The 18,758-nt window shown below is 65.3% G+C and carries 1 protein-coding gene; it reads left to right on the top strand.

The window, feature by feature from the left end:
• A partial coding sequence (locus tag C9383_RS12220; RefSeq protein WP_146164709.1) for a non-ribosomal peptide synthase/polyketide synthase occupies positions 1-18,757 on the top strand: 18,757 nt, incomplete at its 5' end.
• Between the last annotated feature and the right edge of the window lies 1 nt (position 18,758).

Genomic DNA, 18,758 nt, shown 5'->3' on the forward strand with positions numbered 1-18,758 from the left:
GAGCGAACTCAAGCACTCCCTGCGCCAGGTGATCTTCGGCGGCGAGGCCCTGGAACCGGGGATTCTCAAGCCGTGGTACGCACGCCCAGGCAACGCCGGTACGCAACTGGTGAACATGTACGGCATCACTGAAACCACCGTGCATGTGACCTATCGTGCGCTCGAAGCGGCGGATGCGCAGTTGGTCGGCGTCAGTCCGATTGGCGGGCGCATTCCGGACTTGCAACTGTATGTGCTCGACGAGCAGAACGAACCCGTGCCGGTGGGCGTGGTCGGCGAGTTGTACGTGGGTGGCGCGGGGGTTGCCCGTGGCTACTTGAACCGGCCGCAGTTGAATGCCGAACGGTTCATTGCCGACCCGTTCAGCGGTCGTGCGCAGGCGCGCCTGTACAAGACCGGTGACCTGGCGCGTTGGCAGGCGGACGGCAGCCTTGACTACCTGGGGCGCAACGACGACCAGGTGAAGATCCGTGGCTTCCGTATCGAGCTGGGCGAGATCGAAGCCCGCCTGGCCGCCTGTGAAGGCGTGCGCGAAGCGGTGGTGATTGCTCGCGAAGATGAGCCGGGAGACAAGCGCCTGGTGGCCTATGTGATCGCCGCCGAGGGGGCCGATCCGTCGGCCGCCGAGCTGCGTGCGCAGTTGCTGGTGTCCCTGGCTGACTACATGGTGCCCGCTGCGTTTGTGCGGGTGGCGCAGTTCCCGTTGACCACCAACGGCAAGCTGGACCGCAAGGCGTTGCCGGCGCCGGATGCCGACGCCCTGGCGCGTCGCCAGTTCGAAGCCCCCGAGGGGGAGGTGGAAACCACGATTGCCGCGATCTGGCAGGATTTGCTCGGCGTTGAACACGTGGGCCGCCAGGATCACTTCTTCGAGTTGGGCGGCCATTCGCTGCTGGCGGTCAAGCTGATTGAGCGCATGCGCCAGGTCGGGCTGGGCGCCGATGTGCGTGTGCTGTTCGGCCAGCCGACCCTGGCCGCACTGGCGGCCGCCGTGGCCGATGCGAGCAAGGACGTGGTGGTGCCCGCCAATCGTGTCCCAGAAGGCTGCGCACACATCACCCCGGACATGCTGCCCCTGGCCACGCTGGATCAGGTCGCCATCGACCGCATCGTCGCAACCGTGCCGGGCGGCGCGTGTAACGTCCAGGAAATCTACAGCCTGGCGCCGCTGCAAGAGGGGATTTTGTACCACCACCTCGCGGCGGCCCAAGGCGATCCGTACCTGCAATACATCACCTTCAGCTTTGACAGCCGCGAGCGCCTGCAACGCTTTGCCGCAGCTCTGCAAGGCGTGATTTCGCGACATGACATCCTGCGCACCGCCGTGGTCTGGGAGCGCCTCGACGAGCCGGTACAGGTGGTCTGGCGCGAGGCGCAACTGGGGATGGATGAGATTCACCTGGACCCGGCCGCCGGGGATATCGCCACGCAATTGACCGAGTGCCTCAACCCGCGTCACCACCGCCTGGATATTCGCCAGGCGCCCATGATGCGCATCGGTTACAGCGAGGATGCGCCCAACCAGCGCTGGGTCGCGGTGTTGCTGCTGCACCATCTGGTGGATGACGCCACGTCGCTGCGTATGCTCATCTCGGAAATCGAAGCCCATACCCGTGGCGAAGAGGCCCTGCTGCCACCGTCGGTGCCGTACCGTCATTATGTGGCTCAGGCGCGCCAGGGCGTGAGTCGCGAAGAGCATGAGGCGTTCTTCAGCGAGATGCTCGGGGACATCGATGAACCGACCCTGCCTTTCGGTCTGCAGGACGTGCAGGGCGAGGGCCACGGTGTCGAAGAGGTCGTCCTGATGCTCGATGACCGCCTCAGCCAGCGCCTGCGCGCGCAGTCCCGCCAGTTGGGGGTGACGCCGGCCAGCCTGTATCACCTGGCGTGGGCACGGGTGCTGGGGGGTGTGTCGGGGCGCACGGATGTGGTGTTCGGCACCGTGTTGCTGGGGCGCTTGCAGGGCGGCGAAGGCTCAGACCGTGCCCTGGGGATGTTCATCAACACCTTGCCGCTGCGGGTCAGCCTCGCTGAAGCCGGCGTACGCGCCATGGTCAAGAGCACCCATGCGCGCCTGACCGGCTTGCTCGGCCATGAGCACGCCTCGCTGGTGCTGGCGCAACGCTGCAGCCAAGTGGCGGCGTCGACGCCGTTGTTCAGTTCGCTGCTCAACTATCGCCAGCTCGGTGGCGCGGACGTTTCGGCACAAGCGCAGACGGCCTGGGAAGGCATTGCCGTGCTCGACAGCAAGGAGCGCACCAACTACCCGCTGACCCTGTCGGTCAACGACATGGGAGAGGCGTTCAGCCTGTCGGTCATGGCTGACGGTTCGATTGGCGCGGCGCGAGTGTGCGGCTACATGCAATGCGTCCTGGAGAACCTGGTGCAGGCCCTGGAACAGACCCCGCAGGCTTCGCTGCAAGGGTTGGCGATGCTGCCGGCGGGCGAGCGCGAACAATTGTTGCAACACTGGAACGCCACCGACAGCCTGTTCGCCGATACCGCATTGCTGCATCACCAGGTCGAGCTGCAGGCGGCTTTACGACCGGACGCTACGGCGGTGCTGTTTGAAGACCTGCGCCTGAGCTATGGCGACTTGAACCGCCGCGCCAACCAGGTGGCGCATCGCTTGTTGGGCCTGGGCGTGTGCCCGGATGATCGGGTGGCGATCTGTGTCGAGCGCGGGCTGGACATGATCGTCGGCCTGCTCGGCATCCTCAAGGCCGGCGCCGGTTACGTGCCGATCGACCCGGCGTACCCGCAGGAACGCATCAGCTACACCCTGCAAGACAGCGCGCCGGTAGCGGTGCTGGTGCAGCAGGCGACCCGTGCCCGGGTGACCGAGGTGTCGGTGCCGGTGCTCGAGCTGGACGGCGGCGATTGCCAGGGTGAGTCCACTCAGAATCCCCACGTCCCGGGCCTGACTTCGGCCAACCTGGCGTACGTGATCTACACCTCCGGCTCCACCGGCCTGCCCAAGGGGGTAATGGTCGAACACCACAACGTGGCACGCCTGTTCAGCGCCACCGAGGGTTGGTTCAACTTCAACGATCAGGATGTCTGGGCACTGTTCCACTCGTTTGCGTTTGACTTCTCGGTCTGGGAAATCTGGGGCGCGCTCATCCACGGTGGGCAGTTGCTGGTGGTACCGCAGCTCACCAGCCGTTCGCCGGACGCCTGTTATGCACTGTTGTGCAGCGCCGGGGTGACCATCCTCAACCAGACGCCGAGTGCCTTCCGTTCGTTGATTGCGGCCCAGGGCCAGAGTGCCTTGAAGCATTCCCTGCGCCAGGTGATATTCGGTGGTGAGGCCCTGGAACCGGGGATTCTCAAGCCTTGGTACGCACGCCCAGGCAACGCCGGTACACAACTGGTGAACATGTACGGCATCACCGAAACCACCGTGCATGTGACGTATCGCGCCCTTGAAGCGGCGGATGCGCAGCGGGTCGGCGTCAGCCCGATTGGCGGGCGCATTCCGGACTTGCAACTGTATATTCTCGACGAGCAGCGCGAACCGGTGCCGGTCGGTGTCGTCGGCGAGTTGTACGTGGGGGGCGCGGGGGTTGCCCGTGGCTACTTGAACCGGCCGCAGTTGAACGCCGAACGGTTTATCGCCGACCCGTTCAGCGGGCGTGCGCAGGCGCGCCTGTACAAGACCGGTGACCTGGGACGCTGGCTGGCGGATGGCAGCATTGACTACCTGGGCCGCAACGACGACCAGGTGAAGATCCGTGGCTTCCGTATCGAACTGGGCGAGATCGAAGCCCGCCTGGCTGCCTGTGACGGCGTGCGCGAGGCCGTGGTGATTGCCCGCGAAGACGCTCCCGGTAACAAGCGCCTGGTGGCGTATGTGATCGCCGCCGAGGGCGCTGAGCCCTCGGCCGCCGAGCTGCGTGCGCAGTTGCTGGTGTCTCTGGCCGACTACATGATCCCCAGTGCGTTCGTCCTGCTTGAGAGCTTGCCGCTGACCACCAACGGCAAACTCGACCGCAAGGCCTTGCCGGCCCCCGATGGCGATGCCCTGGCCCGTCGCGAATACGAGTGCCCTGAAGGCGAGATGGAACTGACCCTTGCCGCGCTCTGGCAAGAATTGCTCGATGTGGAGCGGGTGGGTCGCCACGACAACTTCTTTGAACTGGGTGGTCATTCGCTGCTGGCGGTCAAATTGATCGAACGCATGCGCCAGATGGACTTGAGCGCCGATGTGCGCGTGCTGTTCGGCCAGCCGACCCTGGCCGCGCTGGCGGCGGCGGTCGGCGGGCATCAGGCACTGGAGGTGCCGGCCAACCGCATTGAGCCGGACTGCCAGCGCATCACCCCGGACCTGTTGCCCCTGGCCGACCTAGACCAGGCCGCTATCGACCGCATCGTCGCGAGCGTGCCGGGCGGCGTGCGCAATGTGCAGGATATCTACGGCCTGGCGCCGCTGCAGGACGGCATGCTCTACCACCATCTGGCGGCGCCGCAAGGCGATGCCTACCTGCTGCATATGCTGTTCACCTTCACCGGGCCTGAGCCGGTGAACCTGTTCGCCAAGGCGCTGCAAAGCGTGATCGAGCGGCACGACATCCTGCGCAGCAGCATCGCCTGGGAAGGACTCGAGGATCCGGTACAGGTCGTTTGGCGTCAGGCAACCCTGGGACTGGAAGAGGTGGTGATCGACCCGGCGGACGGTGACGTGCTGACGCAGTTGCACGAGCAGTTCGACCCACGCCATTACCGTCTGGACCTGAGCCGTGCGCCGTTGATGCACCTGGCCTACGCCCAGGACAGCGCCCATCAGCGCTGGGTCGGCATCCTGTTGTTCCATCACATGGTGCTCGACCACACCGCGCTTGAGGTGCTGATCGAAGAAGTCCAGGCCAGCCTGAAAGGCCACACCGAAAACTTGGCGCCGTCGATTCCCTATCGCAACCATGTGGCGCAGTCGCGCCTGGGCGCGGATCGACAGGCCCATGAACGCTTTTTCGAAGGCATGCTCGGTGACATCGATGAACCGACCCTGGCCTTCGGCCTGCGCGATGTGCAGGGCGATGGCAGCGGTGTCGAAGAAGCCCACCTGATGCTCGACAGCCAACTGAGCGGGCGCTTGCGCGAGCAGGCGCGCTTGCTTGGCGTCAGCGCCGCCAGCCTGGTGCACCTGGCCTGGGGCCAGGTGTTGGCGCAGGTCGCGGGGCGTGACGATGTGGTCTTCGGCACGGTGTTGCTCGGCCGCCTGCAAGGCGGTGAAGGCGCCGGCCGTGCCTTGGGCCTGTTCATCAATACCTTGCCGCTGCGTGTGAGCATTGGCGGGCAGGGCGCCCGCGAGGCCGTGCGTGTCACGCATGAGCGGCTGTCGCAATTGCTCGCCCATGAGCACGCGTCATTGTCCCTGGCCCAACAGTGCAGCGGCCTGCCGGCGACGCAGGCGCTGTTCAATACATTGCTCAACTACCGGCACAGCGCGCCGGTCGAGGCCTCTAGCGCGGATATCGCCGCGTGGGACGGTATCCAGGCGGTGAGCATGGAAGAGCGCACCAACTATCCGCTGGTGTTGAACGTCGATGATTTTGGCGCCGGCTTCCAGCTCAACGCCCAGGCGCTGGTGAAAATCGGTGCACAACGGATTTGCGGCTTTATGCAGGTGGCCCTGGCACACCTGGTCAGCGCGTTGGAGCACACGCCACACCAGCCGTTGAGTCAGTTCTCGGTGCTGTCGGCCGCCGAACGGGATGCCGTGCTGGTTGACGTCAACGCCACTGCCGTCGATTACCCCGAGGCGCAGACTATCCACCGCCTGTTCGAGGCTCAGGTCGAATGCCAGCCGGATGCCACGGCCGTGCGCCAGGACGACCAGCACATCACTTATCGCCAGCTTAATCAGCGCGCCAATCAGTTGGCCCACCGCCTGCTCGAAGAGGGTGTGCGTCCGGATGACCGGGTGGCCATCTGCGCGCGCCGCAGCCTGGAAACCCTGGTCGGCCTGGTGGCGATCCTCAAGGCCGGTGCGGCGTATGTGCCGATCGATCCGGCGCACCCGCAGGAGCGCATCAACTACCTGTTGCAGGATTGCGACCCGGTGCTGGTGCTGGCGCAATCGAGCACGCGCTCGCTGCTGAGCCACACCGAACGGCCGGTGATCGAACTGGACAGCGACCAGTGGCACCGTCGTCCGACGCTCAACCCGAGCGTGGCGGGCCTGACGCCGGCGAACCTGGCTTATGTGATCTACACCTCCGGTTCCACCGGCTTGCCCAAGGGCGTGATGGTCGAGCACCGCACCCTGGAGAACCTGGTGCACTGGCATTGCCAGGCGTTCGACCTGCACGCGGGTGGGCACACTTCCAGTGTCGCCGGCTTCGGTTTCGATGCCATGGCCTGGGAAGTCTGGCCGGCCCTGTGTGTGGGGGCGACGTTGCACCTGCCACCCGCCAAGCAGGGCAGCGAAGACGTCGACGCACTGTTGCGCTGGTGGCTGGCGCAACCGCTGCACGTGAGCTTCCTGCCGACGCCGGTAGCGGAGTACGCGTTCAGTCAGCAGTTGCAACACCCGACCCTGAAAACCTTGCTGATCGGCGGCGACCGCCTGCGTCAGTTCAGCACGCCGCAGCGCTTCGATGTGGTCAACAACTATGGTCCGACCGAAGCCACGGTGGTCGCGACCTGCGGCCTGATTGAGGCCGGCAAGGCCCTGCACATTGGCAAACCCATCGCCAACACCCAGGTCTATCTGCTCGACGAGCACCTCAAACCGGTGCCGCAGGGTGTCGCCGGTGAGCTGTACGTCGGGGGGGCCGGTGTGGCGCGCGGTTACCTGAACCGTGCGGAACTGACCGCCGAACGCTTTGTGCAGGACCCGTTCAGCCAGGACCCGCAGGCTCGCCTGTATCGCACCGGTGACCTGGCGCGCTGGCTGGAAGACGGCACGCTGGACTACCTGGGGCGCAATGACGACCAGGTGAAGATCCGCGGCGTGCGGATTGAACTGGGTGAAATCGAAACCTGCCTGGCCGAGCACCCGGACGTCAGCGAAACCGTGGTGCTGGCCCGTGACGGGCGCCTGGTGGCGTATTTCACCGAACACCAGGCCCTTGACCGCCAGGCCCTGCGCAGTTGGCTGCAGGCGCAATTGCCGGAGTACATGGTGCCGGCGGCGTATGTGCGCCTGGACAGCCTGCCGCTGACCGCCAACGGCAAGCTCGACCGCAAGGCCCTGCCGGTTCCCGATCAGGATGCCGTGCTCAGTCGCGGTTACGAAGCGCCCCAGGGTGAAGTGGAAATTGCCCTGGCGCAGATCTGGAGCCAAGTGCTCAAGGTCGAGCAGGTCGGGCGTGAGGATCATTTCTTTGAGCTGGGCGGGCACTCGCTGCTGGCGATGCGCTTGATCTCCCAGGTGCGCCTGCACCTCGGGGTGGAGCTGGACCTCGCGGACCTGTTCGCCCATCCGCAACTGACCGCGCTGGCGCAGGTGGTGGCCAAGGCCGGGCGCAGCAGCCTGCCGCCGATTGTACCGGTGTCCCGAGAAGAGTCCTTGCCGCTGTCGTTTGCCCAGCAGCGCCTGTGGTTCCTGGCGCAAATGGAGAATGCCGGGGCGGCTTACAACATGCCGGTCGGCCTGGGCCTGCGCGGCGCGCTGGATATCCTGGCGCTGGAGCGTGCACTGGCGCGGATTGTCAGTCGCCATGAGGTGCTGCGCAGTGTCTTCGTGATGGATAACGATGAGCCGCAACTGCGGATCACACCTGTCGAAGGTTCATTTGTACTGGAGCAGGATGACCTGCGCGGGCAGGCCGATGCCGCGCAGCGCTTGCAGGTGTTGACCGAATATGAAGCGTCGACACCGTTCGACCTGGTCAACGGGCCGCTGCTGCGCGCACGCCTGGTACGCATGGGCGACGAGCACTCGGTGTTGTTGCTGACCCTGCACCACATTGCCTCTGACGGCTGGTCGATGGGCGTGCTGAGCCGCGAAATGGTGCTGTTGTATGGCGCCTTCAGCCAGGGCCTCGCCGATCCATTGCCACCGCTGACGCTGCAATATGCCGACTTCGCCGTCTGGCAACGCCGCTGGTTGAGTGGCGAGGTGTTGCACAGGCAGAACCTGTATTGGCAGCAAACCCTGGCCGGCGCGCCGGCCATACTGACCCTGCCGACCGACCGGCCACGCCCGGCGCAACAGGATTTCTCCGGCGCGGTGCTGGCGTTGCAACTGGATAAGGCACTGACTCAGGGCCTCAAGGACCTGAGTCAACGACATGGCACCTCGTTGTACATGAGCCTGCTGGCGGCATGGGGTGTCTTGTTGGCGCGTTTGTCCGGGCAGGATGAAGTGGTGATCGGCTCGCCGGTGGCCAACCGCAACCAGCTGGAGCTGGAAGGTCTGATCGGCCTGTTCGTCAACACGCTGGCGCTGCGCATCGATACCTCGGGCGAACCGACGGTGCAAACCCTGCTGGCGCGGGTCAAGGCCCGGACGCTGGGTGCGCAGGCGCATCAGGACCTGCCGTTCGAACAAGTGGTCGACATCGTCAAACCGGTGCGCAGCATGGCCTACAGCCCGGTGTTCCAGGCCATGTTGACCTGGCAGGGCAGTGAAGGCGGCGGCGCACCGGTCGTCGGCGACTTGATCATGGAGGACGGCGGCCAAGTCAACACATCGGCGAAGTTTGATCTGTCCCTGGAGTTAAGCGAAGCCCAGGGCCATATCATCGGCTCTTTGAGCTATGCCACGGCGCTGTTCGACGAAGCGACCCTCAAGCGTCACCTGGGCTACTTCGAGCGCCTGCTGCACGCGATGGTTGCCGACGATCAAGGCGTACTGGCCCGCGTGCCCCTGCTGGATGAGCAGGAGCGCCAGCAGCAGTTGGCCGGCCTCAGTGGCCTGCACACGCCGCTCCACCCCGGCACCGTACACAGCCTGTTTGAAGCCCAGGCCATGCGCACCCCCGAGGCGCTGGCGGTGCAGACGGCGGCTGTGACGCTGACTTACCGTCAGCTTAACGAGCAGGCCAACCAGTTGGCCCATCACCTGCGTGAGCTCGGCGTGGTGCCGGATGCCCGCGTGGCGATTTGCGTGGAGCGCAGCGCCGAGCTGATCGTCGGGTTGCTGGCGATTCTCAAGGCCGGAGGCGCCTATGTGCCGATCGACCCGAACTACCCGCTCGAACGCATTCATTACATGCTCAAGGACAGCGCCCCGGCGGCGTTACTGGTGCACGCTGCGACCGCGCAACTGGCCGCTGCGGGCGGCCTGCCCGTGGTCGACCTCGACCTTGAGGCGTGGCGCGGGCAAGCGCTGGACAACCCACAGGTGCCCGGGCTGAGCGCGAAACACCTGACCTATGTGATCTATACCTCGGGCTCCACCGGGCAGCCAAAAGGCGTGATGGTCGAACACCAGGGCGTGGTCAACATGCTCCACTGGTACCTCGAAGACGTCGGGCTGGACGCCGACGACGCGGTGTTGTTGCTGACCTCGCACAGCTTCGACCTGACCCAGAAAAATATCTTCGCCAGCCTGGCCGTCGGCGCCACCTTGCACCTGGCCGACAGCCCGTTTGACCCTTTGAGCATCGTGCGCCAGATCGACGCGCAGGCGATCACCCATATCAACCTGGCCCCGAGTGCGTTCTATACGTTGATCGACGCCGATCAACAGCACGTCTTGAGCCGCCTGCGCCGGGTCGTGCTCGGCGGTGAGCCGATCAAACTGTCGCAGTTGGAGAAACTGCGGGCGCCGCGTCCGCAATTCATCAACAGCTATGGCCCGACCGAGTGCAGCGACGTGGTCGCCTGGCACGGCATCAATGCGGATCTTGCCAGCTATGGAGCAGGGGATATTCCGCTCGGCCAGCCGTTGCGCAACCTGACGCTCTACGTGCTGGACGCCTACGGGCAACAGGTGCCTACCGGCAGCGTCGGCGAGTTGTACATCGGTGGCGCGGGCGTGGCACGCGGTTACCTCAATCGCGAGGACCTGACGGCCGAACGTTTCCTCGACGACCCGTTCACCGCCCAAGGACGCATGTACCGCACGGGCGACCTGGCGCGTTACCGTGCGGACGGCACCCTCGACTACCTCGGGCGTAATGATGACCAGGTCAAGATTCGCGGCCTGCGCATAGAACTGGGTGAAATCGAAGCCTTGCTCGCCGCCCATCCCGAGTTGCTTGAAGCAGCCGTACTGGTGCGCGACGAGCGCCTGGTGGCTTACTTCACCGCGCACGTGGCGGGGCAGGCGCCTCAGATCGAGGACCTGCGGACCTACCTGCAAAACGAACTGCCGGAATACATGGTGCCGTCGGCCTATGTTCAGTTGCCAGCACTGCCGTTGAGCCCCAACGGCAAGCTGGATCGCAAGGCGCTGCCGGCACCGGGGCTCGATGCGGTGGTCAGTGGGGTGTATGAAGCCCCCGAGGGCGACATTGAAACGACGCTGGCGCAGATCTGGCAAGACCTGCTGGGGCTTGAACAGGTCGGTCGCCACGGGCATTTCTTCGAATTGGGCGGGCACTCGCTGCTGGCGATGCGCTTGATTTCCCAAGTGCGCCAGCGCCTGGGGGTGGAGTTGGCCCTGGCCGAGCTGTTTGCCCATCCGCAGTTGGCGGCGTTGGGCCAAGTATTGGCCCAGGCGGCACGCAGCACCTTGCCGGCGATCTTGCCGGTGCCAAGGGACCAGGATTTGCCGCTGTCGTTTGCCCAGCAACGCTTGTGGTTCCTGGCGCAGATGGAAGGTGCCAGCACCGCCTACAACATGCCGATCGCCCTCGGGCTGCGCGGTCAGCTGGATGCCCAGGCGCTGGAGCGCGCACTGACAGCCATCGTGGCGCGCCATGAGGCGCTGCGTAGCCGGTTCGTGCAGCACAACCATGAGCCGCTGGTGCGTATCGAGCCGGCCGAACGGGCGTTCGCGCTGCTGCGCCTGGAAGTGGACAGCGATGCCGATCTGCAGGTGCACGTCAGCCAAGAGGCGCTTGAACCCTTCGATCTGGAGCAGGGCCCGCTGATTCGTGCGCGCCTGGTGCGACGCGCCGACGATCACCATGTGCTGTTGCTGACCATGCACCACATCGTGTCCGACGGTTGGTCGATGGGCGTACTGACCCGTGAGTTGATGGCGCTGTATGAAGCGTTCCGTCTGGGGCAGGCCGACCCGCTGCCACCGCTTGCCCTGCAATATGGCGATTTTGCCGTGTGGCAACGGCGTTGGCTGAGTGGCGAGGTGCTGCAGCAACAGAGCCAATACTGGCAGCAGGCGTTGGCGGATGCGCCCGCCTTGCTGTTGTTGCCCACCGACCGCCCACGGCCGGCCCGGCAGGACTACAGCGGTGCGACCTTGAGCCTGTTGCTCGATGTCAACCTGACCGCCGGGCTCAAGGCCCTGAGTCAGCGTCATGGCACCACGCTGTACATGACCATGATGGCCGCGTGGGGCGCGTTGCTCTGCCGCCTGTCCGGCCAGGATGAGGTGGTGATCGGCTCGCCGGCGGCCAACCGCATGCGTGCAGAAGTCGAAGGGCTGATCGGCCTGTTCGTCAACACCCTGGCGGTGCGCATAGGGGCCGGCGAAGAGCTGACGGTGGCTGCGTTGCTGGCCCATGCCAAGGACCGCACCCTGGCGGCGCAGGCCCATCAGGACTTGCCGTTCGAACAAGTGGTGGAAGTGCTCAAGCCGGCGCGCAGCCTGGCCCACAGCCCGGTGTTCCAGACCTTGCTGACCTGGCAGAGCAGTGATGCGCCGAGCCTGGTAATGGGTGATCTGCAGTTCGAAGGGCTCGGCGAGGCCGGCAACTTTGCCAAGTTCGACCTGTCCCTGGACCTCGGCGAAATGCAGGGACACATCGCCGGGACCCTGGAGTACGCCACGGCGCTGTTCGACGAGACCACCCTGCAACGTTACCTGGGATATTTCGAGTGCCTGCTGCAGGCCATGGTTGCCGACGACCAGGCGTTGCTGGCGCACATTCCCTTGATCGATGACGACGAGCGCGACTACCTGTTGCACGGCCTCAACGACACCCACGTGGCCTATGCGCAGGACAGCACCATTCACCAACTGTTCGAAGCCCAGGTCGAGGCGCATCCGGATGCGATTGCCGTGGCGTTCGAACAGCAGCGCATCAGTTATGCGCAGTTGAACCGTCGGGCCAACCGCCTGGCGCATCACTTGATCGGCCTGGGTATCGGCCCGGATGACCGCGTGGCGATCTGCGCCGAACGCGGCGATGAAGTATTGGTGGGCTTGCTCGGGGTGCTCAAGGCCGGCGGCGCGTATGTGCCGCTGGACCCCAATTACCCGCCGGAGCGTCTGGCCTACATGATCGCCGACAGCGCACCGTCGGCCGTGCTGACCCAGCGCGCGTTGCAGGACCGGCTGCCGCCCCTGGCGATTGCGCAGGTGTTGCTGGACGAGCCACACAGCGGTGCCGAGCACAACCCGCAAGTGCCGGGGCTGACCGCCCGCCACCTGGCGTATGTGATCTACACATCAGGTTCCACCGGCAATCCCAAGGGCGTGATGATCGAACATCGCGGGCTGGTCAACTACAGCCTGGACGCCGCACGCCTGTTCGGCCTGACCGCGCAGGACACGGTGTTGCAGCAGAACACCCTGAACTTCGACCTGTCGGTGGAGGAAATCTTCCCGGCCTGGCTGGCCGGCGCGACCCTGGCGCCAAGCCGTTATGTGTTTGGCACCGAGGCCGCACGCGACCCGGCGATCACGCCGACCTTCCTGCACTTGACGGCGGCGCACTGGCACACCCTGGCCGCCGAATGGCACCACAGCCCGGAGCAGGCGCAGGCGCATTTGCGCCATGTACGGTTGATCAACGTGACCGGTGATGCACTGTCGGCGCAGAAGTTGAAGCTGTGGGACGAGGTTCGCCCGGCCCATACCCGGCTGATCAACACGTATGGCCCGACGGAAGCGACGGTGTCCTGCACCACCGCTTATGTGACCCATACGGGCGATACCACGGGCAATACCACCATCGGTAAACCGATGGCCAACACCCGTATCTACCTGCTCGATAGCCAGCAGCAACCGGTACCGTTCGGAGTGGCGGGAGAGATCTTCATCGGCGGTGACGGTGTGGCACGGGGGTATCTGAACCTCGACCAGATCAGTGCCGAGCGCTTCCTCGTCGACCCGTTCAACGACGCCCCGGGGGCGCGGATGTACAAGACCGGTGACCTGGCGCGCTACCTGGCGGATGGTTCCCTCGAGTACCTGGGCCGCAACGACTTCCAGGTCAAGGTACGCGGGTTCCGGATTGAGCTGGGCGAGATCGAATCGCGCCTCGGCAACTGTGCCGGGGTCAAGGAAGCGGCGGTGATCGCCCGCGAAGACCGTCCTGGCGAGAAGCGCCTGGTGGCCTACGTGGTGCCGCACGCCGGGGTCAGCTTGACGGCGGCCGGTTTGCGCAGCTACCTGGCGCCGTTGCTGGCCGAATACATGATCCCGTCGGCGTTCGTGAGCCTCGACGCGTTGCCGCTCACGCCCAACCGCAAACTGGACCGCAAAGCCTTGCCGGCGCCGGATCAGTCGGCGGTGGCCAGCCGCGATTACCAGGCTCCCGAGGGGCGCATTGAACGCAGCCTGGCGCTGATCTGGGCGCAGGTGCTGCAACTGGAGCAGGTCGGCCGGCATGACAACTTCTTCGAGCTGGGCGGCCATTCGCTGCTGGCGGTCAAGTTGGTCGAGCGCATGCGCCAGGAGGACCTGCGGGTCGACGTCGGTGCCTTGTTTACCCACCCGACCCTGGCCGGCCTGGCCAAGGTCGTGGGCAGCCGCCGTGCGCTGGAGGTGCCGGCCAACGGCATCACTGCCGAATGCCAACGCATTACGCCGTCGATGCTGCCGCTGGCCAGTCTCAACCAGGACGAAATCGACAGCCTTGTCGCCGGCGTGCCGGGCCAATTGGCCAACGTGCAAGATATCTACGGCATGACGCCGTTGCAGGAAGGCATCCTTTATCACCACTTGCTGGCCGATGAGGGCGACCTGTACCTGGAACAGGCCTCGTTCCATTTCGATAGCCGCGAGCGTCTCGAGGCATTTGCCCAGGCCTTGCAGGGCGTGATTGAGCGCAACGATATCTTGCGTTCCACGATGCGTTGGGAAGGCTTGAGCGAGCCGGTACAGGTGGTGTTGCGTCATGTACCGTTCGCGCTGGAAGAGATCAGCCTGGAAGGCGAGGAAGAGGCCGGTGCGCAACTGCGTGAGCGTTTCAACCCGCAGCATTTCCGCATGGACCTGCGTGATGCACCGTTGATGCGCCTGGTGTGCGCCTACGATCGGTCGCAACAACGCTGGGCCGCGTTGCTGATGTTCCATCACATGCTGTTCGATCACGTCGCCATGGACCTCCTGCAATACGAGTTGCAGGCCTTCCTTGCGGGTGAGGAAGCCCGCCTGAGTGCAGCGGTGCCGTATCGCAACTATGTGGCCCAGGCGCGCCTGGGGATGACCGAACAGGAGCATGAAGCGTTCTTCGGCGCGATGCTGGCCGATATTGATGAACCGACCCTGCCGTTCGGCCTGCACACGGTGCAGGCCGGTGGCACGCTGGAACTGGCACGACTGCCTGTGGAAGAGGGCCTCGGCCAGCGCCTGCGCAGCGCTGCCCGGCAACTGGGGGTGAGTGCCGCAAGCCTGATGCATGTGGCTTGGGCTCAGGTGCTGGCGCATGTCTGCGGCCAGGATGATGTGGTGTTCGGCACCGTGCTGATGGGCGGCATGCAGGGCGGTGAACGCGCCCTGGGGCTGTTTATCAATACCTTGCCGTTGCGCATCAGCGTCGGTGCCGAAGGTGCACAGGCCGGGGTCAAGGCCACGCATGCACGCTTGAGTACTTTGCTGAGCCATGAGCATGCCTCCCTGGCGTTGGCGCAGCGTTGCAGCGGCGTGGCCGCGCCGGCACCGCTGTTCAGTGCCTTGCTCAACTACCGTCACAGCGCGGCCACTGCCTCCAGTGAGGACATGGCTGTATGGAGCGGTATCCAGGCCCTGGGCGGTGAAGAACGCAGCAACTACCCGCTGTCGCTGGACATCGATGACTTCGGCCAGGCGTTTGCGCTGACCGTCCAGGTCAGCCCGGACGTCGGTGCGCAGCGTGTGTGTGCGTACATGCACGCTGCGCTGGACAGCCTGGTGGACGCTCTGGAGCGCACGCCGCAGGCGTCGCTGAGCAGCCTGGAAGTGCTGCCGCTGAGCGAGCGCCGCCAAGTGTTGCTGGACTTCAACCAGACCCGCACCAGTGATCCGCAGGACCAACTGATCCATGAGCTGTTCGAGCAGCAGGTGCTGCGTAACCCCGACGCGGTTGCGCTGGAGTTCGATGGCCAGTCGCTGAGCTACGCCGAGCTCAATGCCCAGGCCAACCAGTTGGCCCATCATTTGATCGCTCTTGGCGTGCAGCCTGACGAGCGCGTGGCCATCGCCCTGGAGCGCGGTACGCAGATGATCGTGGCATTGCTCGCGAGCCTGAAGGCCGGCGCCGCGTATGTGCCGCTCGACCCGGCCTACCCGGCGCAGCGCCTGGCGTTCATGCTGGCCGACAGCGCACCGCGTGTGTTGCTCAGCGAGTACGCGGTGCTGCCGTTGCTCGGTGCACTGCCGGAAGGCTTGCAGGTGGTGACCTTGAACAGTGCGCTGCAACCGTGGCGTGAGTTGAGCGAGCACAACCCGTCGGCGGCTGAGCTGGGGCTTGGCGGCGAACATCTGGCCTACGTGCTCTACACCTCCGGGTCCACGGGGACGCCCAAAGGCGTGATGATCGAGCACGCCGGGTTGTGCAACGAGATCCGCGCAATCAGCGGCTTGACCGGCCTGACGGCGGGCGATCGTGCGCTGCAATTTGCGACCATTAACTTCGATGCGTCCATCGAGGAGATTTTCGGTGCGCTGACCTGTGGTGCGACCCTGGTGGTGCGCAGTGCCGCCTGGTTGACCGATGCCGCTCAATTCTGGGCACTGGCGGCGCAGGCGCGCTTGTCGGTGATCAGCCTGCCGACGCGCTTCTGGCAGGGCCTGGCGGACGATCATGCGAGTGTCATTCCGGCCTCGGTACGGGTGATCGTGGTCGGTGGTGAAGAGCTGAGCCCGGAAGCGGTGCAGCACTGGTTCCTGCGCAGTGGGCACACGCCACGTTTGCTTAATACCTACGGCCCGACTGAAGCCACGATTATCGCCACCGCCAACGAGGTGTGCGCGGCCAACCCGCATCCGCGCGCAATCGGGCGCCCGATTGCCAACACCCGGGTGTATGTGTTGGATGCCCATGGGCATCCGACCGGGTTGGGGGTGGCCGGCGAGATTCATATCGCCGGTGCCGGTATCGCCCGGGGTTATCTCAACCAGCCGCAACTGAGCAGCGAGCGCTTCCTGGCCGACCCGTTCAGCGAGGTGCCGGGGCGCCTGTATAAAACCGGCGACCTGGGCCGCTGGCTGCCGGACGGCACCCTGGAGTACCTGGGCCGTAACGATGACCAAGTGAAAATCCGCGGCTTCCGCATCGAGCTGGGTGAAGTCGAGAGCGCGCTGCTGGCCTGTGAAGGGGTGCGCGCGGCGGTGGTCATGGCGCGTGACGACAGCGAAGGGCAGGTCAGCGGCAAACAGTTGGTCGCCTACCTGTGCGGTACGCCGGGTTCGGTCGAGCAGCTGCGCGAAGAGCTGCTGACCCACCTGCCGCAGTACATGCTGCCCAGTGCGTATGTACAGCTGGACAGCCTGCCGGTGACGCCGAACGGCAAGCTGGACCGCAAGGCCCTGCCTGCCCCTGAGCAGGTGATGCTCAGCCGCGACTACGAGGCCCCGGCGGATGCGCTGGAAGAACGCCTGGCGGCCCAATGGGCGTTGGCATTGAAACTGCCACGGGTTGGGCGTCACGACAGTTTCTTTGAAATGGGTGGGCATTCCCTGCTGGCTATTCGTCTGGTGAGCCTGTTGGCTCAGGTCGAGGTCCAGGTGACGCTGGCGGAGTTGTTCCAGCATGCCAGCGTCGCGTCGATGGCTGCGCTGTTGCGCTTGCGCACCGAGGTACCGGTGGCGGAGCAAGGGCTTGTCACCGTGCGTGCCGAGGGGACGCAGGCACCGTTGTTCCTGGTGCATGAGTTCAGTGGCTTGAACCTGTATTTCCCAGCGCTGGGCCAGCATCTGGATGCTGATATTCCGGTGTACGGGCTCGAGGGCGTGGCCTGGGGCGAGCCGCAATTGCGCACCCTGGAATGCCTGGCGGCGCGGCATATCGACTTGATGCGCAGGGTCCAGCCGCACGGCCCGTACCGCCTGGCCGGCTGGTCGTTCGGTGGGGTACTGGCGTACGAAATCGCCGCGCAGTTGATCGGTATGGACGAGGAGGTCGCGTTCCTCGGCCTGCTCGATACCCACGTGCCGCGCCTGGTGGATCAGGGCAGGGCACGCTGGTCGGTGGCCCATGCCCACCAATTGCACCTGCTGGAACAATGCCGTGCCTACTGCCAGGCCCAGGTGCCGGTGGACGGTCACGCACTGGCGAGCCTGGAGCAACTGGAGTCCGAAGCCGAGTACATGGCCTTTGATGAGCTGTGGCAGCGCGTCCGCGACGCCGGTTGGCTGCAGCCGCAGTTGGCGGCGCTGTCACGTGAAGCGCTGTGGGCCTACCTGGACCGTGAGGTTGCCCACGGCCATGCGCAGGCGTATTACAGCCTGTTCCCGTTGAACATCCCGGTGCATCTGTTTACCGCCGAACAGCGCATGGACGAGGCCTCGCGCAGCAGCGAAAGCCTGGGCTGGGAGCAGATCGTGCCGGCCGCGTTGCTGCACCGCATCGATGTGCCGGGCGATCACCAGAGCATGATGCAGGCGCCGCATATCGCGGCGTTGGGCAAGGCCATCGGTGCGGCGCTGAACGCTACACCGCCGGCGCCGACGCAGGCGGGGTATCAGCCGGTGTTGACGATCCAGAGCGGGCAGGCGGGGCGAGCACCGATCTTCTGTATTCCAGGCGCCGGCGACAGTGTCACCGGGTTCATCGGCCTGACCGATGCGTTCGGGCCGGGCTGGCCGATCCATGGCCTGCAGCCTCGTGGGCTGGACGCCAAGGCGGTGCCGCATAGCCGCGTGGAATCGGCGGCGCGCGCCTATCTGGTGGCGCTGGAGCAGCACTGCTCAAGCGGGCCGGTGCATCTGCTCGGGCATTCCTTCGGCGGCTGGGTGGCGTTCGAGATGGCTCTGCGCCTGCAGGCCCAGGGGCGTGAAGTGCTGTCCTTGAGCCTGATCGACAGTGAGGCCCCTGGCGGCACGGGTACGGCGGGCCAGCCCTACACGGCGACCGGCGTCTTGCAGCGTTTGATTGAAACCATGCAACTGGCGGCCGGCAAGCCTTTCGGGATTGATCCGCAGGTGTTTGCCGGCCTGGATGAAGCCGCCCAGTGGGTCGCGTTACACCGTGCCATGGTGCAGGTCGGCATGCTTTCCGCGCGTTCGACGCCTGATGTGATGTTCGGGCCGGCGCGGGCTTTCGGTGCCGCGCTGCGCACGGTTTACCAGCCACGCCAGCGCTACAACGGCCAGGTCCGCCTGGTGCTGGCCGATGATCCGAGCCTGGATGCACAGGGCAATCAGCGTGAGCAGGCCGGCATGGTAGAGGGCTGGAGCCGGTTCACCGATCACCTGGAAACCTGGTACGGCCCAGGTAACCATTTCACCCTGCTCAAGGCGCCACATGTCTACAGCCTGGCGTCCTGGTGGCACGACGGGCTGGCCGTACCGGTCGGCAAGGTGACCTCATGAG

The organism is Pseudomonas palleroniana, from assembly GCF_003031675.1.
Taxonomy (GTDB): Bacteria; Pseudomonadota; Gammaproteobacteria; order Pseudomonadales; family Pseudomonadaceae; genus Aquipseudomonas; species Aquipseudomonas palleroniana.